This window comes from Shimia sp. (assembly GCF_965227725.1).
Classification (GTDB): Bacteria; Pseudomonadota; Alphaproteobacteria; order Rhodobacterales; family Rhodobacteraceae; genus Shimia.
Genome location: NZ_CBDDGH010000005.1, coordinates 435,229 through 457,771 on the forward strand (window position 1 = coordinate 435,229; position 22,543 = coordinate 457,771).

Here is a 22,543-nt window from a genome sequence, read left to right on the forward strand (position 1 = left end):
GCGTGAGGTGGCGACCCGTCCCATGTAAATGCAGGCAAGCAATCTGTATTTGGGGCAAATTTATTTCTTGATAAAAATAATCGGATTATTAAATCTGCGGGGTTGTGGAGATGTCAGATCAGGGGACCAACATGCCAAAACCACCGCCCAGAAAACTTGAAGTGCTCCGCACTGAGCAAATCACACCAAATATGCTGCGCGTGACATTGGGCGGTGCAGATCTGGCGGGTTTCCCTGAAGGGCGGGAGGGCGGTTATATCAAGCTGCTCTTCCCTGAGGCACCTCATAGCACGCCTGAGCGGCCGGTGATGCGCACCTATTCCATTCGGGCTTTTGATGCGGCGCAAGGCATCTTATCCGTGGATTTTGCGCTCCATGGCGACGCCGGGGGGGTGGCGACAGAGTGGGCGCAGGGGGCGCAGCCGGGAGATCAGATTATGATCGCCGGGCCGGGCAGCATTCGGATGAACGATCCGGAGGCCGATTGGCATCTGCTCGCGGCGGATATGACGGGCATTCCTGCGCTGATGTGCAATCTGGATCGTCTGCCGGAGAGCGCCACCGGATATGTCGTGGTGGAGATCACCTCTGAGGCTGACAAACAGCCGCTCTCACTGCCCGCTGGAATGGCGGTGCAGTGGATTGTGAACCCGACGCCGGATCAGACCAAAGGCCGCCTTGTAGAGGCCATCAAGGCTCTCCCTTGGGGAGAGGGGCGGGTGAGCGTTTGGACGGCCTGTGAGTTTGACAGCATGCGCGCTCTGCGCAGTTATTACCGCACTGACCGCGGCGTGGACCGCGATCAGATTTATCTGTCGAGCTACTGGCGGGCAGGGCGCACCGAGGACCAGCACAAGATCGACAAACAGGCCGACAGCAAAGCCGCCGCCTGAGGCTTATGCAAGAGCGGTGTCGAGCATCGCCTGAAGCTCCGTCACATCGCTGGCAACCTGCACAAAGTTGCGCAGGGAGGCATCGGCAAAGCCTTGCGCGATCACATGATCCACAAGACCGATCAGCGGATCCCAGAAACCGTTGATGTTGAGCAGCACGATGGGCTTGGCGTGCAGTTTGAGCTGCCGCCAGGTGAGCACCTCAAAGAACTCATCAAGCGAGCCCGCGCCACCCGGCAAAACCACGATCGCATCACAATTCATAAACATGACTTTTTTGCGCTCATGCATGTTTTCGGTTACGATGAAATTGGTGAGGTCGGTCTTTCCCACCTCCCATTCCAGAAGGTGTGTCGGGATCACGCCGAAAGTCTCTGCACCGGATGCCTGCGCGGCGTTTGCCACGGCTCCCATCAAGCCCACATCCCCCGCGCCATAGACCAATCGCCAGTTGTTTTCGGCAAAGCTTGCGCCAAACTGTTCGGCGGCTGTCTGATAGGCCGCATCCCCGCCGGAACGTGAGCCGCAAAAGACACAGATCGAGCGCGTTGTCATGAAATTCTCCAATATGATCAATGCTGTTTTGACCACAAATAAAGCGGTTGCTAAGGTCTCTCAACCAAGATGGCGACAGAATTTGGGGGTTTGTCGGCGATGACTGAGAAAGCATCAGGGCTCAGCGGAAATATTGTCTGGGTGGCCGGAGTTGTGGTGGCGATGGGCGTGTCCGTCTATGCGCTGGTCGCGACCGGTGTGCTGGATGGCAGTGCGCCGGAAGAGACCCCAGTGGTTGCCACCGAAGCGGCGCCTGCACCTCCAACAAACACGTCTGAAGCGGCGGAGCCAGCGGACACAGCCGCAGACCCTGCGCTTTCGGATGGGCAAACTGTTGCTGAGAGCGACACCGCGCCGAAGTCTGTTGAACAGACCGTGATCGCCGCTGAACCGAAAGCCGAAGCGGCAGAAGCCCCGACAAACGACACTGCGCCAACGGCTGCCGCACCTGTCGCAGAGGCGCCGACATTTGATCTTGTGCGGGTGGATGCGGAGGGCAACACCGTGGTCGCCGGGGCGGCTGCGCCCAATGCGGTTTTGGCCATTCTTCTGGACGGGGTTGAAATCGCGACCTCTCCTGCTGACAGCACCGGGCAATTTGCGGCCATATTGTCGATTGCGCCAAGTGATGCGCCGCGCGTTTTGTCTTTGGTCGAGCGGCGCGACGCGGGCGATGTGCCTTCTGACGCGACGGTGATTGTGGCCCCCGTTCTGGCGGTTGCGGCACCCGTTCCGACCGCAGCAGAGGAAGCCGCGCCTGCCACCGATGTTGCAGCTGCAGAAGGGTCTGAAACACCAACCGCTGAGACCGAGCTGGCTGAGGGCGAGAACGCCCAGACTGAAGCCGACGTGACCGTGGCTGCTACCGCGACGGCTGAAACCGTTGAGACGGCAGAGCAGGCGGCACCTGCCGCCTCTGCGCCCAAAGCACCGGCGGTGATCGTCTCAGATTCCCAAGGGGTGCGCGTGCTGCAGCCCGCAGCGCCGGCGGACACATCTGAGGAAGTGCTCGCGGCGGTCTCCATTGACTCGATCAGCTACACAGACACGGGCGCGGTGATGGTTTCCGGGCGCGGCGCGGCGGGGCTGTTTGTGCGGCTCTATCTGAACAACGCGCTTGCGGCCGAGGCGGCAGTTGACGCGAGTGGCATGTGGAGCAGCCAGTTGGCCGATGTGGCAGGTGGTCTTTATGAGATGCGCGCCGATGAGGTGGACAAGAGCGGCAAGGTGACCTCTCGTGTGCTGACACCGTTTAAGCGCGAAACGCCTGAGACTGTGGCCCAAGCGCGGGCGCAGGCTGATGCCACTGCTGCCAATCAGCAGGCTGTGGCCGACGCTGCGCCAGCGAATGAGGAAACCACCGCTGCAGCGCCCGCTGAACCAGTAAAGAGCGCGGATCAGGCAGTGGCGTCTGTGGAGCAGGCCGAGCCTGCGCAGGTGGCGATAGTGCCAGAGACCGCTGAGACTGTAGAGACGGCAGCGGCCACCGAAACCGCGCCAGACACAGCTGAAAGCGCCGCGCCAGACGTGACCACCGCACTTGAGACGCCGTCACCCGCGCCGGAAGCGGCAGCGCCGGACGTTGCGCAGGCAAGCGGAGATGCGCCTGTTGCCAGTGCGGAGAGTGCCCCGGTTGTGACAACCGCCTCAACATCTGAGGCCGCGCCATCGGCGGAGGCCGCCAAGCCCGCGGTGCAGATAGTCACCGTACAGCCCGGTTCCTCGCTTTGGGCGATTGCACGGGACCGCTACGGCGAAGGCTTGATGTATGTGCGCGTTTTTGAGGCCAACAAAGAGAAGATTCAGAACCCGGACCTGATCTATCCGGGGCAAGTCTTTGCGGTTCCTGAACAATAAGTATCTGAGATAGGCTGCAGGGGTGGCATGTCCCGCTGCCAGTGATTAAGTTTGCCCGGCTCACCCACAAGCAAGGCAAGCAGCATGGCAGAGAACGAACCCAGCACGCGCGAGATGGCGCAGAAAGAACGTCGCTCCAACTTGCGCATCATCCGCAGTGTGTTGCCTTACATCTGGCCCAAGGGCGCTCCGGAACTGCGTGTGCGGGTGGTGGTGGCCATGCTGGCGCTTGTGGCGGCCAAAGTTGTCGCGGTTTTCACCCCTGTGCTTTACAAAAACGCCGTGGACAGCCTCGCGGGAGAGGGTGTGCCGATCTTTGCACTTGGGGCTGTGGGGCTGACAGTGGCCTATGGCACCAACCGTCTGTTGGCGGTGGGGTTTGATCAGCTCCGCGATCTGCTGTTTGCGAAAGTCAGCCAGCGGGCGTTGCGCCGACTGGCGCTGACCACATTTCGCCACATCCACGCGCTCAGCCTGCGCTATCACCTGACCCGCCGCACCGGTGCGCTCAGCCGCATTATGGACCGTGGCGTCAAAGGCGTGGCGTTCCTGCTGCGGTTCATGCTGTTCTCCATCGGTCCTTTGTTTCTGGAACTGGTGATGATCTGCTCGGTGTTGGCAGCGTTGTTTGACTGGCGTTTCCTCTGTGTGGTTGCGGGCACCATGGTGATCTATGTCTGGTTCACGTTTGCGGTAACCGAATGGCGTCTGCGCATCCGCCGCGTGATGAATGACCGAGACAACGAGGCCAGCCAGCGCGCGATAGACAGTTTGCTGAATTTTGAGACGGTCAAATACTTTGGGGCCGAACGCCGCGAAGCCCTGCGCTATGACGAAGCGATGGAAGGCTATGAGGCGGCGGCGATCAAAACCACAAACTCTCTGGCCGCGATCAACTTCGGGCAGGCGTTCATCATCAACGCCGGCCTGGTGGCAGTTATGGCTATGGCCGCGATGGGGGTTGCGGATGGCCAGTTCACCGTCGGCGATTTCGTAATGGTCAACGCCTATATGCTGCAGGTTATTGCACCGTTGAATTTCCTTGGCTTTGTCTACCGGGAAATCCGGCAGAGCCTTTTGGATATGGGGCAAATGTTTGATCTGCTCAACGACAATGCCGAGATCGCCGATAAACCAAATGCGCAAGCGCTTAAGGTGGCTGAAGGTCATATCCAGCTGGAGAATGTGGCCTTTGGCTATGAGGAGGACCGCGCGATCCTACAAGGCGTGAGCCTGGATGTGCCGGGAGGACAGACAGTTGCGATTGTGGGCGCCTCTGGTTCAGGAAAATCCACCATCGGGCGGCTGTTGTTCCGGTTCTATGACGTTCAGGGCGGTGCGCTGCGCATTGATGGGCAGGATGTGCGGGATGTGACCCAAGAAAGCCTGCATGAGGCCATTGGCGTGGTGCCGCAGGACACGGTGCTTTTTAATGACACCATCCGCTACAACATCGCTTACGGGCGGGACGGCGCAACGGAAGACGAGATCATCGAAGCGGCCAAAGCTGCGCAGATCCATGATTTCATCGCGGCCCTGCCGGAAGGCTATGACACGGCTGTTGGGGAGCGCGGGCTGAAACTTTCCGGGGGCGAAAAGCAGCGTGTTGGCATTGCCCGCACATTGCTGAAGAACCCGCCCATCCTGCTTCTGGATGAAGCCACTTCGGCGCTGGATACGGAAACCGAACAAGGCATCAAGGAAGCTCTGGCGCGCGCCGGGGAAGGCCGCACGGTGATCACCATTGCGCACCGTCTCTCTACCATTGCGGAGGCCGATCGTATTGTTGTCTTGGAGCAGGGCGAAGTGATCGAGCAAGGCACGCACGCCGCACTTCTGGACAAACAGGGCCGCTATGCGCAGCTTTGGGCCCGTCAGCTGGCGGATGAAGACGCGGCATAAGATGGGCGCTGTCCGGGATTTTACGCTCGGGCAGTGGTTTCAAATCAGCTGGTCCTAGGTGACGACATAGAGCAGCGCACCAATGATCAACACCAACTGAAGCCAAATAATCCTGTTCAGTCGGGTGCAGAAAGGCTGTTTGCGGGTTTTGTGATGAAAGCGCTTTTGCGCCCATTTTGCGCCGGGGCTGCCGCCGATCAGCGCCAGACACAAAAGGCGGCTTTCCGGCACACGCCAATCGCCTGATAGGGCGCGTCGTTTGTCCACGTAGAAGGCCGCGATGCAGGCCAAATTGATCAGGCAGAGATAAGCTGCGCTGGCGATGAGAATGCTTGAGGCGCCCATTGAAGTTTTGCTTATAATATTTTGAAAATAATATTTAAATTCTGATTTCGAGGGTGTCGATTTTGCGCTTGGCTACCTGTGGGTTTAGGCGGGATTGTGATCTGCAAAAAGAAAAAACGCGCCCGTGGGCGCGCTTTCTTTTTTAGGGGGTCTGAGGCTTACTCCGCCGCCTGCACACCGCTTGGGTCAGGGTCGTCGTTGGCGGCTTTCTTCTCGCCTACGCGCGGGGCCTCTACTTCAGGTGCAAGCGCTGCAGGGTCCATCTTGTCTGCATGGACTTCTTCGACCTCTGCGGTGAGGCCGTCTTCATCCCAGATGATCAGCGGGTGACGCACTTTGCGGGCTTCGCGGCGTAGGGCCCAATCCTGACCGGCGCGCGAGGCGCGGCCAAAGGAGAGGCGGGCCAGAAGCCGCATCATCCAGCCAAAGTAGGTGCCTGCCCAGACCCGCAAGGCCAGCATGGACGGGGTGAACACCAGCGTCAGCACCGTTGCGATGCCAAGGCCAAAGACCACCGCGGTTGCCAGCTGTTTCCACCACAGGGAGGTCGGGCTGTCGATCGAGTAGCCGCCATTGATGAAATCAAGGCTCAGGCCAAACATCATCGGCGCAAGGCCCGCCATGGTGGTGATGGTGGTCAGCAGAACCGGACGGATGCGGCTTTGCGCGGTGCGCACAATCGCCTCAATCCGGGGCATGTATTGGGAGTATTCCTGATAGGTGTCGATCAGAACGATATTGTTGTTCACCACAATCCCCGCCAGCGCCACGATGCCGGTGCCGGTCATGATGATGGAGAAGGTTTGATCCATCACTAGCATCCCCACGAGCACACCTGCCGTGGACAGCACCACCGCGAGAAGCACCAGCACCGAGTTGTAGAAGCTGTTGAACTGCGCCAGCAGGATCACGAACATCAAACCCAAGGCGGCGGAGAATGCACTGGTCAGGAAGGCGCCGGATTCTTCCTGCTCCTCCTGATCCCCGGTCCATTCCCAGCTCACGGAGCTGTCAAAGGGGGAGGTTTCCAGCCATTTGGTCAGCTCTGCAATGCGCTCTGTTGGTGTGACCGGCACTTTGCGCGCGTCGGCATCCAGCGCCGCTTGCACGTCGTTGACGGTTTGCGCGGCCAGAAGCGTGTGGATTTCATAGCGCTCGCCGGTTGCGGCAGTGACCACATCGCCGGTGGCAGACGCGCCTTCCGCCAGCTCGCGCACCAAGGCCTGTGCCACAGAGCTGTCGGCGTCCTCGGTTTCCAGCTTGATCAGGCCGGTCTCAATATCCGCTTTCACGTCATAAAAGCGTTCCTGATCAATACGGCTGATCGAGGCGCGCTTTGGCACGGGGGTGCGGGTGATGAAGTTTGAGAGAGGGACAAGGCCTTCGTTGGTGCGCACCTTGATGCTGTCCAGGGTGGAGAGCACGCGGTCATTTTCAGGCAAACGCAGGCGGATTTCGATTTCCTCATCGCTGCTGTCCACGCGCATGGTGTCAAGCAGGATGCCGCGGGTGACAAGCTGCACCATCGCGCCCACCGTGGCCACATCCGCGCCATAGCGGCCGGCTTTCTCCACATCCACGTCGATCTGCCAGTCGATGCCGGGCAGGGGCAGGGTGTCCTCCACCAGCGTCAGGCCCGGGGTGGCTTCAAAGGTGTCGCGCGCGGCAAGCGCTGCGGCGTTCAGCCCATCCCAGCCATCGCCGCGCAGGCGCAGGTGGATCGGTTTGCCGGAACCGGGGCCTTGCTCGATTGGTTTGGTCTCCACAAAGAAGCCGGGCAATGTGGCCAATTCCGCATTCAGCTCGTCAAGCACCCGGTTGCCGCCATAGGCAGGGGCGGTGACTTCGCGTTCAAGAAGGCCAAAGAACCACTCTTCGCGCACGGTCGGGCGCTCTTCCCAGGCGATGATCTCAAACTGCACCTGACCGATTGTGTCCGGTGGGGTGTTTTCGCCGCCACCCGGGCCGCCGGTGTCGAGCCCGCCTTCGCCTGCAAAGGAGAAGACATTGCGCACCGCCGGGTGGGCCATGATGATCTCTTCCGCGGCGCGCACCATCGCGTCTTTCTCCGGAAGGGAGAGGTTACCACGGGCACGTACAAATGCGGAGGCCTGCTCCGGCTCGGTTTCCACAAAGAACTCAACGCCGTTGTTGTTTTCACCAAAGTAGGTGATCACGCTGACCACGGTGAAAATCACCGCAATGATAGAGACAATCGGCATGATCGGATTGCCGACAATAAAGCGGATCAGGTGGCCGAATGGATTCAGGCGATATCCGCTTTTCACCGAGCGGCGTTTGAATTGCAGCTCTGCGGCGCTCAGGGTGATCGAGGCGGCAAAGGCTGATACCACAAAGAGCACACCACCGACGAGCAGGGGCGCCATGCCGCTGCTGTCTGCGGGCATCAGATAGCCGGGGTTCAGCATCTGCATCACGCCGGAGAACATGCCCAAGAGCGCCACCGGCACCAGAGCGGCGCGCACAACCCAAGGCAGGCGCGCGCGCAGAACATCGGAGGCGTGGGAGAACATGCGGCTCATCCGGCCGGAGATCCCGCCCACAACCGGCAGATAGATCAGGGCCACGAGCAGGGATGCGGAGAGCACGAAGATCATGGTCACGGGCAGCATGCCCATGAATTCCCCGGGCACGCCGGGCCAGAACAGCATTGGAAGGAAGGCACAGAGCGTGGTCGCCGTGGAGCTGATGATCGGCCAAAACATCCGCTGGGCGGCCTCCACATAGGCATGCATCGGGCCGGTGCCTTCTTTGATGCGCTTATCAGCGTATTCCACGACCACAATCGCGCCGTCCACCAACATGCCCACCGCAAGGATCAAACCAAACATCACCATATTGGAAATCGTCACGCCCATCAGAGCGAGGAAGGCAAAACACAGCAGGAAGGAGGCCGGAATGGCAAAGCCAACAAGCATCGCCGCGCGGCTGCCAAGGGCGGCGAGGATCACAATCATCACCAGCGCCACAGCTGTGAGCACAGAGCCTTCCAGCTGGCGCACCATGGAGCCGACCGTGCGGCTCTGATCGTTGGAGGTGCCCACCTCGACAGCGGCCTTGAGCTCCTCAGGCCAGCTTTCCTGCGCCTCAGCTAGGGTCGCCTTGATCTGCTCTACCGTGTCGATGATGTTGTAGCCTTTGCCCTTCACAATCTGCAAAGCCACGGTCTTTTCACCGTCAAAACGCGCGGTGCCTGCACGGTCTTCAAAGGTGAAGTTGATCTCGGCCAGATCGCCAAGCGTGATCACGCGGTCGCCGTTGGTTTTGACGGGCAGGGCGTAGATGTCTTGCACCCCGTCAAAGGAGGAGGGGATCTTTACAGAGAAGGTGCCTTGCGCTGTTTCCACTTCACCGGCGGCAATCAACTGGTTGTTGTTGCGCACCACATTGATCACTTCAACGGCGGTGATGTTGTAGGATTCAAGGCGCAGCGGGTCGATCACCACTTCAACCATTTCATCACGGTTGCCCGCAATCGGCGCTTCCAGTACCGCGTCAATCGCTTCAAATTCGTCCTGCAAGTCTTTGGCAAGGCGGGCCATTGTGCGTTCCGGCACATCGCCGGTGAGGTTCACAATCACAATCGGGAACTCAGAGAAGTTGATCTCTGTGATGGTGTATTGCTCCGCCCCATCCGGGAAGTTGGCCTGCGCCGTGTTCATCGCATCGCGAACATCGGCAATGGTGGCGCTCTTGTCCCAGCCAAACTCGAATTCCAGCAGCAGCGAGGCGTGGTTTTCCGACGCGATGCCGGTCATCTGGTCCAGACCGTCCAGATCAACCGCCTCGGTCTCCATCGGTTTGACCAGCAGGCTTTCGGCATCTTCGGCAGAAATCCCGGGAAAGCTCACCGAGACATAGAGGATCGGGATGTCGATATCCGGCTCACCTTCCTTGGGAAGGCTGGCATAAGAAAATGCCCCCACCACCAGTGAAATCGCGATGAAGGCAAGGATCATTCGGGCCCGTTCAGAGGCCCATGTGATGGCGCCGGTCATCAGTTCAGCTCCCGGATTGTTGGGGTCACCTGCACGCCGGTGGTGACAAATTCCTGGCCAACGACGATCACATCCGCCATCTCCGGCAGGCCGCCAAGCCAGACACCCGAGGTGCTGTCGCGCAGGATTTCTGTGGCGGCAAAGAAGACCTTGTCGTCTTCATCCACCAGCCGCACGCCCAGCGTGCCTTCGTCGTTCAGGGTCAGTGCGGATTGCGGGAGGAGGTGTGCTGCGGCGCCATCTGCGGAGATCGCAATCTCTGCGGTCTGGCCGTCGCGGATGCTGAGATCGGGGTTGGGGACGGAGATTTCCACACGGAAGGTTCGGGTGGTTTCATCCGCGGAGCGTGACACAAAAGTCACCTGACCGGAGACCTCTTGGCCGGTGGTCAGCCGTGCGCCTGCCAGCGCGCCCTCGTAGACGCGTGCAATTTCTGTCTCTGGCACAAAGCCGACGATCCGGATCGGGTCCAGACGCAGGACGGTGCCGCAAAGGCTGCCCTGCTGCATCAGGCTACCCAATTCGGCGGTTTTGCTTTCCAGAAGACCGTCAAACGGGGCCTTGATGGTCAGGCGCTCGATTTCCTTCTCTGCAGCGGCGACCAGAGCCATGGCCGATTCGATGCCTGCTTGGGTCGACTCAAGGCCGGAGGTTGCGGATTGAACTGCTGCCTCAGCAGCCCGCACACCTGCCGCCGCGCTGGCCACGCGGGTGGAAGAGGCAAAGCCGCCTTCAGAAAGCTTGCGTGCCGCGTTGTCGTTGATCAGGGCCTCTTCAAGCCGCGCCTCGGCTTCGATTTTCGCCGCCGCTGCGCTTGGGATTCGGGCCTTGGCCTCACTCAGCCGTGCGCGGGCTTCCGCCAGTACGGCCTCGCGTGTGCCCACATCGAGGCGGCAGAGCTGTTGGCCAGCAGTGACGTGCTCGCCGCGCCGCAGCGGTTCAGAGATCACCAGCCCGCTGGTTTCAGCACGCACTTCGACCTCACGGTCCGCTTCGGTCTGTCCTCTGAGGATCACGGCGCTGTCGATCTCGCGCGCCACACTTTGCAGGACCACCACGCGGATCAGATCCTCGGATGGTTCAGCATCGGTCGAAGCGGGAACGTCCGTATTATCAGCGGCTTGCGCGGGCGAACTTGCAGCGGCTTCGGTATCTGTTGGAACATCTGTGGCGGTGTCTGCGGCATCACCGCTGGCAAAGGCCAAAAGACGCTCGCGCTCGACCACGATCATGAAAAGAAAACCGGTGACCAAAATCGCAGTGAGGAACGGAATAAGTCGCATCTGCTGTTCCCTGTAGGTTTATTGGAGCGCGGAGCGCACGAAATAGTGAAGGTTATATTGGCGCTTCTGCTTATAGAAACAACCGGTAGTACGCCATTTTGAACTCATCAGTTCAGAAAATGTCAACCTGATGAAAATTCAGTGATGATTTGCGCAAGCTCCGCCCAGCTCTTGGCACTTTGAAAACAAACCGATAAGACAGAGCGAACGAATAGGAGAGCAGGCGTGAGCAACACCGACAGTTTCATCGAAGAAGTCACCGAAGAAGTCCGTCGGGACCGCCTGTTTGGCCTGATGCGCCGCTATGGCTGGATCGCGGTTTTGCTGGTGATTGCCATCGTTGGTGCGGCTGCTGCAAATGAAGTACGCAAAGGCAACGCCCGCGACGCGGCGCAGGATTCCGGTGATGCAATCATCAAAGCGGTGTCCTCAAGCGATACGGAAGCGCGGGTGGATGCTCTGGCCGATCTGAAAACTGAGTCGCCTGATGCGCAGGTGGTCTCTGATATGTTGCTGGCCGCACATCAGCTTGAGCTTGGCGCAGGCACAGACGCGTCTGAAACATTGGAAGGCATCGCAACCAGCGGGTTGGATATGCCGGAAATCTACCGTCAGATTGCAGCCTTCAAGGCGGTACTGGCTGAGGGCAAAGACACACCGGCAGCGGAGCGTCGTCTGGCACTCGAGAGCCTTGCCACACCGGGCGCACCATTGGCGCTTTTGGCGCGTGAGCAGCTTGCGCTTCTGACTTTGGAAGAAGGGGACGCGGAAGGTGCGATCACCCAGTTGCAGGATTTGATTCAGGACGCCGCAGTGACAGCAGGCTTGCGCAACCGCGCGGCTCAGTTAATTGTGGCTCTTGGCGGAACACCGGCTGAAACCAACGGACTGGTGGTTGGTCAGTAACCTGACCGCAAAAGGACGATAACGGGGTGGGGGCCTGTTCAGTGACACGTAAGACTTTGATGCTGGCAGCGGTGGCCACTGCAGCGCTACTCACAGCCTGCGCCGAACCAGAAGTCATTCTGCCTGGTGCGCGTGAAGATCTGGTTGCACAGCCAGAGGTGCCTGAAAACCAGAGCCCGGCGATCAACCTGCCGTCGCAGGTGCAGAACGCCAGCTGGACCCACCGCATTGGCTCGCCCAAGTATCGCACCGCCAATGCGGCGCTGTCCGCGCGTCCAAGCGTGGCTTGGACGGCCTCCATCGGCAAAGGTGAGTCGCGCAAGACCCGCATCACCGCTGATCCGGTTGTGGCGGAGGGGCGCATCTTCACCGTGGATGCCGAGGCGACCATCAGCGCGACCTCAACTTCCGGCGAGACCCTGTGGAGCCGTGATCTGACCTCACCGCAGGACAAGACCGGGCAGGCGTCAACCGGCGGTTTGGCCTATGGCGATGGCAAAGTTTTTGTCACCACCGGGTTTGGCGCATTGACCGCGCTCGATCCTGCAACCGGTGCTGTACTTTGGGAGCAGAAGCTTCAGGCGGTCGGCAGCGGTACACCTACCGTTTATGACGGGCTGGTTTATGTGGTCTCCGGCGACGCCACCGGCTGGGCGCTGGAAACCGACACAGGCCGCGTGGCCTGGCAGCTCGTGTCGCTGCCCAATGTGCAGAACGTGCAAAGCCCTGCCGCGCCAGCAGTAACAGATCGTCTTGTGCTCTTCCCTTATGGCTCCGGTGAAATTCAGGCGGCTTTCCGTCGCGGCGGAGTGTCGCGTTGGTCTGCAGGCCTGTCAGATGTGCGCCCGGGCCGCTCGGTCAACACGGTTGGCGATATTTCCAGTGATCCTGTGGTGGTCGGCAACACTGCCTATGTGGCCAACCATTCTGGCCGTATGGCGGCCTTTGACATGGAAACCGGCCAGCGTAACTGGACCGCCGATCATGGCGCGCTCAGCCCGGTGTTCCCGGCTGGGGGATCGCTGTTCTTTGTGTCTGAGCGCAATGTACTGCTGCGCATCAATGCGCGGGATGGCAGCCGGATCTGGGGCGTGCAATTGCCGCAGTTTGTGAAAGACAAGCCGCGCAAGCAATCGACGTTGCATGTCCACTATGGCCCCATTCTTGCAGGTGGTCAGCTGGTGGTGGCCTCATCGGACGACAAGATCCGTTTCTACAATCCGCAGGACGGCGCCCTGACAAACACCGTTGATCTGCCCCATGGCGCGGCCACAAACCCGATTGTGGCGGGTGGCGTGCTCTATGTGGTGAATCGCAAAGGTGAATTGTACGCTTTCCGTTGACGCAATAATGGTATATCGGAGCGACTTCAGACGTTCCGGAGATCTGTCATGAGTTTCACGCTCGCCATTGTGGGCCGCCCAAACGTGGGCAAATCCACCCTGTTCAATCGCCTTGTCGGCAAAAAACTCGCGCTGGTGGATGACCAGCCCGGGGTGACGCGCGACTTGCGTGAAGGCGATGCCAAACTTGCCGATCTGCGGTTTACCGCGATTGACACGGCGGGTCTGGAAGATGCCACCGATGACAGTCTTGAAGGGCGCATGCGCCGCCTGACGGAACGCGCGGTGGATATGGCTGATATCTGCCTCTTCATGATTGATGCGCGGGCAGGGGTCACCCCCACCGATATGATCTTTGCCGAAATCCTGCGCAAACGCGCCGCCCACGTGATCCTTGCTGCCAACAAAGGCGAGGGTGCAGCTGCGGACGCCGGTGTGCTTGAAGCCTATTCCCTGGGTCTTGGTGAGCCGATCCGCCTGTCGGCAGAACATGGTGAAGGTCTCAACGATCTTTACACCCAGCTCATGCCGCTGGCAGATGAATTTGCCAAACGCGCCAAAGCTTTGGATGACGAAGTCGAGACTGATGTGGATCTCGACGAAGACGAAGCGGATGAAGAGATTGATCCTGATGCGCTGCGCCCCTCTCAGATGCTCACCGAGCGCCGGCCTTTGCAGATCGCCGTTGTGGGCCGTCCGAATGCCGGTAAATCCACGCTGATCAACAAGATCATTGGCGAAGACCGCCTGCTGACCGGCCCGGAAGCCGGGATCACCCGCGATGCCATCAGCCTGCGTACCACCTGGGACGAGACCCCGATGCGGATCTTTGACACCGCGGGGATGCGCAAAAAGGCCAAGGTGCAGGATAAGTTGGAAAAGCTTTCTGTGGGCGACGGTCTGCGCGCGGTGAAATTTGCCGAGGTTGTGGTGGTTCTGCTGGATGCGGCCATTCCGTTTGAGCAACAGGATCTGCGTATTGCCGACCTTGCGGAGCGCGAGGGTCGCGCGGTGATCGTTGCTGTCAACAAATGGGACGTGGAAGAGCACAAGCAGGAAAAGCTGCGCGACCTCAAAGAAGCGTTCAACCGTCTGCTGCCGCAGTTGCGGGGCGCGCCGCTGATCACAGTCTCGGCCAAAACCGGCCGTGGACTGGAGCGTCTGCATGACGCCATTCTGGATGCCTATGACACGTGGAACCGCCGCATTCCGACCGCCGCACTCAACCGCTGGCTCGTGGAGATGCTGCAGCAGCACCCGCCACCCGCGCCGCAGGGCAAGCGCATCAAGCTGCGCTATATGACCCAAGCCAAGACCCGTCCGCCGGGCTTTGTGGTGATGTGCTCCCACCCGGATAAGATCCCTGAGAGCTATTCTCGTTACCTTATCAATGGTTTGCGGGAGACTTTTGATATGCCCGGCACGCCGATCCGCCTCACCATGCGCGGACAGGGCGACAAGAACCCCTATAAGGGCAAGAAAAAATCCACGCCTTCGCGCCTGCGCAAACACATCAAAGGGCGTGGCGCCCCGCACTGAGGGTGCAGATCGCAGAACTGATTTGAGGGTCGTCCATTGGGCGGCCCTTTTTGCTGAAATGACAGGCAAGGCCTTGCCACATCAGCAGCTTTTGGCGACCCCGCACGTTGCCGAAGGTCAATTTCGCGTTATAGTTGGTGAAGTTGAGCCAATTTCTGATTGGTCGCGTATTTGATACAAACCCAGGCCATTTTTCAGGCCAAGGCGGAAATTTATTTGAACAGAGGGGTTTGCGATGGACATTCGCGAGCGCTTGAAAGGGTATACAATTCAGGATGACCGTATCGGCGCGGTCAGCTTCTTTGGCACCTTTGTTTTCTATTTTGCCACCCTGTATCTCGCCATTGCCAATCAGGGCACATGGTATTTTCTGGTGCCGCTGATGGTGGTGAACGGGCTTTCAGCAGTGCGGCTTTATGTGTTGCAGCATGACACGGGCCATGCCTCGCTGTTCAAAAGCCGCAAGCACAATGATTGGGCCGGGGAGGCGCTGTCTGTGGTAACTTTCGCGCCCTATGCGGCGATGCGGCACAACCACAATATGCACCATTCGCACCTGGGCAATCTGGACCACCGCGACACGGGTGAAATCCACACGATGACCCTGCGCGAGTGGGAGGTGGCTGGGTTCTGGGAGCGGCTTTACTATCGGCTTTACCGCAATCCTTTTGTGTTGATCCCGTTGGGCAGTCTTTACACCTATTTCATCCGCTACCGCTGGCCCAAAAGCGCCTCAAGCATGTGGCGCTCTGTGGTGCTGCACAATCTGGTGATCCTTATCTACATGGGCGTGATTGTTGCGCTGGCCGGATGGAACGGGCTGTTCATCTGGTTCCTCAGTGCGCTCTTTGGCGGCATGGTGGGCGTGTTTATGGTCTACCTTCAGCATAACTTTGAGGACACCTATTGGGACCGGCGTCCGGACCTGGACCCGCGTTTGGCGGCGCTGCAGGGGTCGTCTGCGCTGGATCTTGGCTGGTGGATGGATCTGGCCTCCGCCAATATCGCCTATCACGACATCCACCACTTCAACGCGCGTATCCCGCATTACAATCTGCGCAAATGCCATCAGATGATCCGCGATGAATATGGATTGCCAACGATCAAATGGCCGGAGGCGCTGCGCTCGTTTTCACTGAAACTTTGGGATGAAGAGGCAGAGCGTCTGGTGCCCTTCCCGAAGAAAGGCGCGACACAAAGCGCGGTGGCGGCGGAGTAGGCCATATGTAGGGGAGGGAGGGGCCAGCCCCTCTTGCCCTCACGGGCAATTCACCCCGGGATATTTGACGAATGAGAAGAAAAAGCGCGGCCACCGAGGAGTGTCGGGGCCGCGCTTAATTTTGTCTATCTGGTCCGGTGTTAGGCCAGTTTGCCTTCTGCGGTCAGAACGGTTTTGCCACCCAGATAGGGGGCAAGCACCTCTGGCAGCACCACAGAACCGTCAGCCTGCTGGCCGTTTTCCAGAACCGCGATCAGGCAGCGGCCGACCGCAAGGCCGGAGCCGTTGAGTGTGTGCACATATTCCGGCTTGCCGCCATCGGCGGGACGGAAACGGGCGTTCATGCGGCGGGCCTGAAAGGCGCCGGTGGTGGAGACAGAGCTGATCTCGCGGTAGGTGTCCTGACCCGGAATCCATGCCTCGATGTCATAGGTGCGGCGCGCGCCAAAGCCCATGTCGCCGGTGCAGAGCACCACGGTGCGATAGGGCACACCGAGTTTTTCCAGCAGACCTTCGGCGCAGCGCAGCATGCGCTTTTGCTCGTCTTCGCTTTTGTCCGGATGAGTGATGGAGACCATCTCCACCTTTTCAAACTGGTGCTGGCGCAGCATGCCGGAGGTGTCCTTGCCCGCGCTGCCCGCTTCCGAGCGGAAACACAGGGTGTGTGCGGTCATGCGGATCGGCAGGGCGCTTTCTTCCAGAATGTCACCGGCGACCGAATAGGTCAGCGGCACTTCAGAGGTTGGCACCAGCCACCAGCCATTGGTGGTCTGATAGCTGTCTTCGCCAAATTTCGGCAATTTATCCGTGCCGTACATGGCTTCGTCACGCACCAGAACCGGTGAGTTCACCTCAGTCAGCTCGTTTTTATCCACATGGGTGTCGATCATGAACTGTGCCAGCGCGCGGTGAATGCGGGCCACCGCGCCTTTGAGCATCACAAAGCGCGCGCCGGAGATTTTCGCGGCGGTTTCAAAATCCATCGCGGCGGCGACGCCTTTGATGTCAAAATGCTCGACAGGTTCAAAATTCAACGCGCGTGGGGTGCCCCAGCGGTTCACCTCAACGTTGTCATCCTCATCCGCCCCCTCAGGCACGTCATCGGCGGGCAGGTTGGCAATGCGCGCCAGCGTGTCGGTCAGCTTGGCGTCAAGCTCCTTGGCTTCGTTCTGCATCGCCGCGACTTCGGATTTCTTCTCACCCACAAGCGCGCGCAGACGTTCAAACTCGGCCTCGTCCCCTTTGGCTTTGGCGGCACCAACCTCTTTGGCAGCGGCTTTCTGGGCGGCTTGCGCGGCCTCAGCAGCCGCAATCTTGGCGCGGCGCTCTTCATCAAGGGCCAGCACGGAGGAGGACATGGCCGCATCCCCACGGCGGGTCAGGGCGGCGTCAAAAGCGGCCGGGTTCTCGCGGATCGCTTTAATGTCATGCATCTCATGTGTCCTTTGATTGTATGTGATTCACAGTGGGGCTTATATGCCGGAGAGGGAGCGTGAGGGGAAGCGTTGTGTTAGTCCAACACGGGGAAGCCATTCTTAGCGGCCCATTCGCGCCATTTTTCGACGTAGTCAGCGTAAGGTGCCAGTTGCTTTGGCCAATGGTCTGGTGGAGTGACGCTGTCACCTAACCTGACACCCATCCCAAAGATGGTTTCAATGTGCTTGTTGATTTCCTTAACTGAACTCAGATCTGTCAGTGAGACGGATGCTCCACGAAAGTCCGAGTTTTCTAAAACCGTGGACGCAGTGAATTTGGTGCTTGTAATATAGCTCCCTCTTAAGTCTGCCCTGCTGAGATTTGTTCCGTCTAAATCTGTTCTCAAAAGGCTAGAAAATTCCATATCGGCGGAAACCAAATCTGCACCACAAAGTCGGCAATCATGCAAAATTGCGCCTTGCATGTATGCTCCAAACAGATCGGCGCCAGAAAAATCGAGCTCGGACAGATCCATTGACTGTAGGTTCGCATACTTTAGATTGATGTCCGCAGACTTAAGAAAGGCACCTTTAATACTCTTTATGCGACCAAGAACTTGCACCGCGTTTTGGATATCCGAACGAGGTACCCTCAGTTCCTTTTGCCACTCCTGTATTATGGCCAAATCTTCTGTTTTGGGTTTCATTCGGGGGGGGTGTTGATTTGAGAGCTCACGCACATAAACACTTAAGAGCCGCGAGACCCTTGTGGCCTCTGTCGGATCCTCGCGCACCAACCCTTCAAGCTGGTCAATGGCGGCATTGCGGCGCACAATGTCGTCTTCCCAAAGCGTTTCGCGTTTGCAGCCAAACACTTTTGTTACCTGCCGCTGCGCATGTAAGTCCGCCGCGGCTTCGGTGATCTTTTCGTTAAACAGCGCTGCTTTGGCAGTTTCAGTCTGTTCCTGCGTAAGCTTCAGGCGCAGTACCGTAAAGGGGAGCGCAACGACCGCACCCAAGGTTGCCGTCAAAGCAGCCAGTTGGATCAAGGGAAAGCGATTGGCTGCGAAATTCTCTGCAAAGAACAGTTGATGGCCGATCATGCCAATTGTGGCAACAAGCCCGGAAAACAGGCACAGTGCCAATACGGTCCAGAAAAATGCTACGATGGCAAACATGGCATCCGGCCAGTTTCCTGCACCCAATGCGGACTTAGGCTGAAGCGTCTTTGTGCCGTCGTCGCTGATGTCCCTGGGCAAAGCCATGTAGATCATCGCTGACAGGAGCACGATCCCGACCAAAAGGGTGAGGGTCCAAAACACCTCTGGGGGGATGGGTAAGATGATCGTCGTCATGCCTGCCTCTGCTTATAATGCATTTTCACACTAGAGTTGCGCCAATCACACGTCCACCCGACAAACGGCAGTGATGCATTCCGCATTTCCCATCATCTCGCCTTGCATGTGCCGCCAAGCCCACATAGGTTCCCTGCGACTTTGCGGGGCAACGCCTCGCCTGAATTCAGAGGACATAGACACATGCAAGAACTCGGCCAGTTTCTGCCGCTCATCCTGATCTTCGCGATCATGTATTTTCTGCTCATCCGCCCGCAGCAGAAGAAAGTTAAAGAGCATCAGGCCATGGTGGCTGGGGTGCGCCGTGGGGATCAGATCGTGACCCAGGGCGGGCTGATCGGCAAAGTGTCCAAGGTCAAGGACGACAATGAAGTTGAAGTCGAACTGGCTGAAAACGTGAAAGTCCGTGTGGTGAAATCCACCATCGCGCAGGTGCTGGCGAAGACCGAAGCGGCCAAAGCCGAATAAACCCGCGCACTTATAAAAGACACGACCAACAGGGCTGCAAACATGCTGCAAATCGACCTTTGGAAACGGGTCCTGATCTGGCTCACCTGCGCGGTGGGCCTGCTCTTGGCCACGCCAAATGCCTTTTATCCGAAGGTTGAGGCCCATAATGACGCGCTCGCCGCTATGGAATTCGGCGAGCTAAATGACGAGCTTGAGGAGGCGGTCGCGGCGTGGCCGTCGTTCATGCCAAGCCGTCTGGTGAACCTTGGTCTGGATTTGCGCGGAGGTGCGCATCTTCTGGCGGAAGTGAAGGTTCAGGACGTTTATGAAAGCCGCATGAAAGCGATGTGGCCTGAGGTGCGCGACCTGTTGCGCGGCGAGCGGGCCACCATCGGCACCATCCGTCTGCAGCCTTCGCCTGTGGACGAGCTGCGTGTAAAAATCTCCAAGCCTGAAGCCATTCAGGAAGCCGCTACGCTGGTGCGTGGCCTGTCTCGTCCGGTGACATCGATCACCGGGGCAGGGGCTTCTGACATTGTGGTGCGCACCGATGGTGACACCATCGTTGTGACCCTTTCTGATGCGGAAAAACTCGCCACAGACGAGCGCACCGTGCAGCAGGCGCTGGAAATCATCCGCCGCCGGATTGACGAAGTGGGCACACGTGAGCCGACCATTCAGCGTCAGGGTGCGGATCGTATCCTCATTCAGGTGCCCGGCATTGGCTCCGCTTCAGAGCTGAAAGACATCATTGGCACCACCGCACAGCTGACATTTAACCCGGTTGTGGGCCGTGTCTCTGATCCGGACGCCCCTGCGGGCGTGGGCAACGAGGTGCTGCCATCGCTGGATGAAGAGGGCGTTTACTACATCGTGGAAAGCGCGCCTGTTGTGACCGGCGAAGAGCTGGTGGATGCACAGCCAAGCTTTGACCAGAACAACCGGCCCGCTGTTTCTTTCCGCTTCAACCCGACCGGAGCACGTAAATTTGGCAACTACACTGCGGACAACATCGGCAGCCCGTTTGCCATTGTGCTTGATAACGAAGTGATCTCCGCGCCGGTCATTCAGGCCCATATCGCGGGCGGCTCCGGCATCATCACCGGGCGCTTTACTGTGGAAGAAAGCACCAACCTCGCCGTGCTGCTGCGCGCAGGCGCGCTGCCGGCTGGTCTGGAATTCCTCGAAGAACGCACCATTGGCCCAGAGCTTGGCCAAGACAGCATCGAGGCAGGCCGCATCGCCTGTATCGTCGCTTTTGTCGCCGTGCTGGTCTTTATGTTCTTGAGCTACGGCACCTTTGGTCTGTTTGCCAATATCGCGCTGATCATCAACGTCGGCCTGATCTTTGGTCTGCTGAGCCTGATTGGTGCCACGCTGACCCTGCCGGGCATTGCCGGGATCGTGCTGACCATCGGTATGGCGGTGGACGCCAACGTGCTGGTGTTTGAGCGCATCCGCGAGGAGCTGAAATCGGCCAAAGGCCCGGCCCGCGCGATCGAGCTTGGCTATGAAAAGGCGCTTTCGGCCATTCTGGACGCGAACATCACCACATTCATCACTGCTGTGATCCTCTTTGCCGTGGGCTCCGGCCCGGTACGCGGCTTTGCCATCACGCTGGGGCTTGGCATTCTCACCTCTGTCTTCACCGCGATCTTTGTGACGCGTGTGATGATCGTGATGTGGTTTGAGCGCCGCCGTCCCAAGACAATCGAGGTATAAGCCATGCGTTTGAGACTGGTTCCCCAAGAAACCAAATGGGATTTCTTCTCGCGTCCAACCCTGTGGCTGGGCATTTCCAGTGCGCTGATGGTGGCGGCTCTGGTGAGCTTTTTCATTCAGGGGCTGAATTTCGGCATCGACTTCCGGGGTGGCACAACCATCCGCACCGAGAGTGCGCAGGAAGTGGTTGTTGGTGACTACCGCGAGGCGCTGGTGCCGCTGGAGCTGGGCGATATCTCGATCACCGAGGTGTTTGACCCGACCTTTGACGAAGATCAGCATGTGACCATGATCCGCATTCAGGCCCAGGAGGGCGAAGAGGCGGTGACGGCGGATGTGATCGAGCGCGTTGAGGCACAGCTGAAAACCGTGGTGTCTGACATCAAGTTTGTGTCCGTTGAATCGGTTGGCCCTAAGGTCTCCGGCGAGCTGATCAAAACAGCGGCGATTGCGGTGCTGTTGGCCATTGGCGCGGTTCTGATCTACATCTGGCTGCGCTTTGAATGGCAGTTTGCCTTGGGCGCTGTGGCCGCGCTTGTGCACGATGTGGTGCTGACCATTGGGGTCTTCTCCGAACTTCAGATCAAGTTTGACCTCGCCATCATCGCGGCCCTGTTGACCATCGTGGGTTACTCACTGAACGACACCGTGGTTGTGTTTGACCGCGTTCGCGAAAACCTGCGCAAGTACAAGAAGATGGAGCTGAAAGAGGTGCTCAACATCTCCATCAACGAGACCCTGAGCCGGACCATGATGACCTCTGTCACCACGCTGCTGGCGCTGATCTCTCTGTTTGTGCTGGGTGGCGATGTGATCCGGGGTTTCGTCTTTGCGATGATCTGGGGTGTGATTGTCGGGACATACAGCTCGATCTTTATCGCCTCTGCCGTGCTCTGAAGCTTGGTGTGAAGCGCGACTGGTCCAAACCGGACAACACCGCTGGCAACCAATTCGCCAATATTGATGCCTGACATACTGACCCAGGCCCTCGCTCTTGACGGGTTGGCCTGGGTCGCCGCTGCCGCCTTTGTTGCAGGCATTGTGCGCGGGTTTGCCGGATTTGGCACCGCTCTGATTTACCTCCCCATCGCCGCGCAAGTCATGCCGCCTCTCTGGGCGATCATCACGCTGGCGGGCATGGATATCCTCGCACCTGCTGTTCACATCCCTGCCGCGCTGCGCAATGGGCACCGCCGGGATCTTCTGCGTCTGATGATTGGCGTGGTGTTGCTTATGCCTGCCGGGCTCTGGCTGCTGGAGCGCACAGAGCCTGATGTGTACCGCTATCTGGTCTCGCTCTTGTCGCTCGCCATGCTGGTCGTCCTGCTGACCGGGTTTCGCTATCGCGGCGCTGTCACGGCCCCCATGGTCTATGGCATCGGCGGAGCCGGTGGATTGCTGGGTGGTGCTGCCGGGCTGCCGGGACCGCCGGTGATCATGTTCTACATGGCCAGCCCGCATGGCCCCACAGTGATCCGCGCCAACACCAATGCCTATCTGTTTTTCTACGACATCCTGCTTGTGGTGGTGCTGATCTGCCTGAGCCGGTTTGAGGCCGCGCCCTTTGTGCTGGGCATCCTGCTGTCGCTGCCGGCGATGGCTGGCAATCTTTTGGGAGGCTGGCTCTTTGATCCGCGCCATGAGAAACTTTACCGGGCTGTGGCCTATCTGATTATCGCTGCCGCTGCCCTGTCCGGTTTGCCGTTCTTGAACGCGGGCGGGGGGCATTAGGAGGAGAAG

16 protein-coding genes and 1 pseudogene are annotated in these 22,543 nt (G+C 59.1%); 11 read left to right on the forward strand and 6 right to left on the reverse strand.

All coding sequences use genetic code 11. The features are described from left to right. Positions 1-131 precede the first annotated feature (131 nt). Positions 132-893 (forward strand): siderophore-interacting protein, encoded by a 762-nt coding sequence (locus tag ACO07T_RS12445; RefSeq protein ID WP_422049678.1) that lies wholly within the window; start codon positions 132-134, stop codon positions 891-893. Between the two features lie 3 nt (positions 894-896). On the opposite strand, the gene ACO07T_RS12450 is transcribed toward ACO07T_RS12445, so the two are convergent. Then, positions 897-1,448 carry a TIGR00730 family Rossman fold protein gene (locus ACO07T_RS12450; protein WP_422049679.1) on the reverse strand — a complete coding sequence of 184 codons (552 nt, stop codon included), beginning with the start codon at positions 1,446-1,448 and terminating at the stop codon, positions 897-899. 99 nt (positions 1,449-1,547) lie between these two features. On the opposite strand from ACO07T_RS12450, the gene ACO07T_RS12455 reads away from it, so the two are divergent. Next, positions 1,548-3,305, forward strand: a complete 1,758-nt coding sequence (locus tag ACO07T_RS12455) for a LysM peptidoglycan-binding domain-containing protein (protein WP_422049680.1) — start codon at positions 1,548-1,550, stop codon at positions 3,303-3,305. Between the two features lie 84 nt (positions 3,306-3,389). Beyond that, positions 3,390-5,207: an ABCB family ABC transporter ATP-binding protein/permease gene (locus ACO07T_RS12460; RefSeq protein WP_422049681.1), complete on the forward strand. Its 1,818-nt coding sequence runs from the start codon at positions 3,390-3,392 to the stop codon at positions 5,205-5,207. Positions 5,208-5,261: 54 nt separating this feature from the next. Here ACO07T_RS12460 and ACO07T_RS12465 read toward each other — a convergent pair whose 3' ends face one another. From ACO07T_RS12465 to ACO07T_RS12475, 3 genes are all read right to left on the reverse strand, one after another. Next, a complete protein-coding gene (locus tag ACO07T_RS12465) occupies positions 5,262-5,552 on the reverse strand; it encodes a DUF1294 domain-containing protein (RefSeq protein WP_422049682.1) in 291 nt (96 codons plus the stop codon). A 158-nt stretch (positions 5,553-5,710) separates the two neighbouring features. Beyond that, the gene (locus tag ACO07T_RS12470; protein WP_422049683.1) at positions 5,711-9,571 is read right to left on the reverse strand and encodes an efflux RND transporter permease subunit; all 3,861 of its coding nucleotides are present in this window, start codon (positions 9,569-9,571) and stop codon (positions 5,711-5,713) included. Further along, positions 9,571-10,854 (reverse strand): efflux RND transporter periplasmic adaptor subunit, encoded by a 1,284-nt coding sequence (locus ACO07T_RS12475; RefSeq protein WP_422049684.1) that lies wholly within the window; start codon positions 10,852-10,854, stop codon positions 9,571-9,573. Before ACO07T_RS12475 ends, ACO07T_RS12470 begins: the two co-directional genes overlap by 1 nt. Before the next feature lie 225 nt (positions 10,855-11,079). On the opposite strand from ACO07T_RS12475, the gene ACO07T_RS12480 reads away from it, so the two are divergent. From ACO07T_RS12480 to ACO07T_RS12495, 4 genes are all read left to right on the forward strand, one after another. After that, complete coding sequence (locus tag ACO07T_RS12480; protein WP_422049685.1) at positions 11,080-11,760, forward strand: hypothetical protein; 681 nt, start codon at positions 11,080-11,082, stop codon at positions 11,758-11,760. Between the two features lie 41 nt (positions 11,761-11,801). Then, positions 11,802-13,103: a PQQ-binding-like beta-propeller repeat protein gene (locus ACO07T_RS12485; RefSeq protein WP_422049686.1), complete on the forward strand. Its 1,302-nt coding sequence runs from the start codon at positions 11,802-11,804 to the stop codon at positions 13,101-13,103. A 48-nt stretch (positions 13,104-13,151) separates the two neighbouring features. Continuing rightward, on the forward strand, positions 13,152-14,642 hold the full coding sequence (gene der, locus ACO07T_RS12490; protein WP_209078259.1) for a ribosome biogenesis GTPase Der: 1,491 nt from the start codon (positions 13,152-13,154) through the stop codon (positions 14,640-14,642). Between the two features lie 235 nt (positions 14,643-14,877). Further along, positions 14,878-15,861, forward strand: a complete 984-nt coding sequence (locus ACO07T_RS12495; protein WP_422049687.1) for a fatty acid desaturase — start codon at positions 14,878-14,880, stop codon at positions 15,859-15,861. 140 nt (positions 15,862-16,001) lie between these two features. Here the strand turns inward: ACO07T_RS12495 and serS are convergent, their stop codons facing one another. Further along, complete coding sequence (gene serS, locus ACO07T_RS12500) at positions 16,002-17,294, reverse strand: serine--tRNA ligase (RefSeq protein ID WP_422049688.1); 1,293 nt, start codon at positions 17,292-17,294, stop codon at positions 16,002-16,004. A 77-nt stretch (positions 17,295-17,371) separates the two neighbouring features. After that, positions 17,372-18,631, reverse strand: a complete 1,260-nt coding sequence (locus ACO07T_RS12505; protein WP_422049689.1) for a pentapeptide repeat-containing protein — start codon at positions 18,629-18,631, stop codon at positions 17,372-17,374. Positions 18,632-18,814: 183 nt separating this feature from the next. Between ACO07T_RS12505 and yajC the strand changes: the two genes are divergently transcribed. The 4 genes and pseudogenes from yajC to ACO07T_RS12525 all read left to right on the forward strand — a co-directional run bounded on the left by yajC (position 18,815) and on the right by ACO07T_RS12525 (position 22,534). After that, the gene (gene yajC / locus ACO07T_RS12510) at positions 18,815-19,099 is read left to right on the forward strand and encodes a preprotein translocase subunit YajC (RefSeq protein ID WP_209060364.1); all 285 of its coding nucleotides are present in this window, start codon (positions 18,815-18,817) and stop codon (positions 19,097-19,099) included. A gap of 42 nt (positions 19,100-19,141) precedes the next feature. Next, positions 19,142-20,803: a protein translocase subunit SecD gene (gene secD, locus ACO07T_RS12515; protein ID WP_209078263.1), complete on the forward strand. Its 1,662-nt coding sequence runs from the start codon at positions 19,142-19,144 to the stop codon at positions 20,801-20,803. 3 nt (positions 20,804-20,806) lie between these two features. Next, positions 20,807-21,774: pseudogene (gene secF / locus ACO07T_RS12520) on the forward strand (protein translocase subunit SecF). Further along, on the forward strand, positions 21,767-22,534 hold the full coding sequence (locus ACO07T_RS12525; RefSeq protein ID WP_422049690.1) for a TSUP family transporter: 768 nt from the start codon (positions 21,767-21,769) through the stop codon (positions 22,532-22,534). The pseudogene secF and the gene ACO07T_RS12525 overlap by 8 nt, the downstream one beginning before the upstream one ends. Positions 22,535-22,543: the final 9 nt, after the last annotated feature.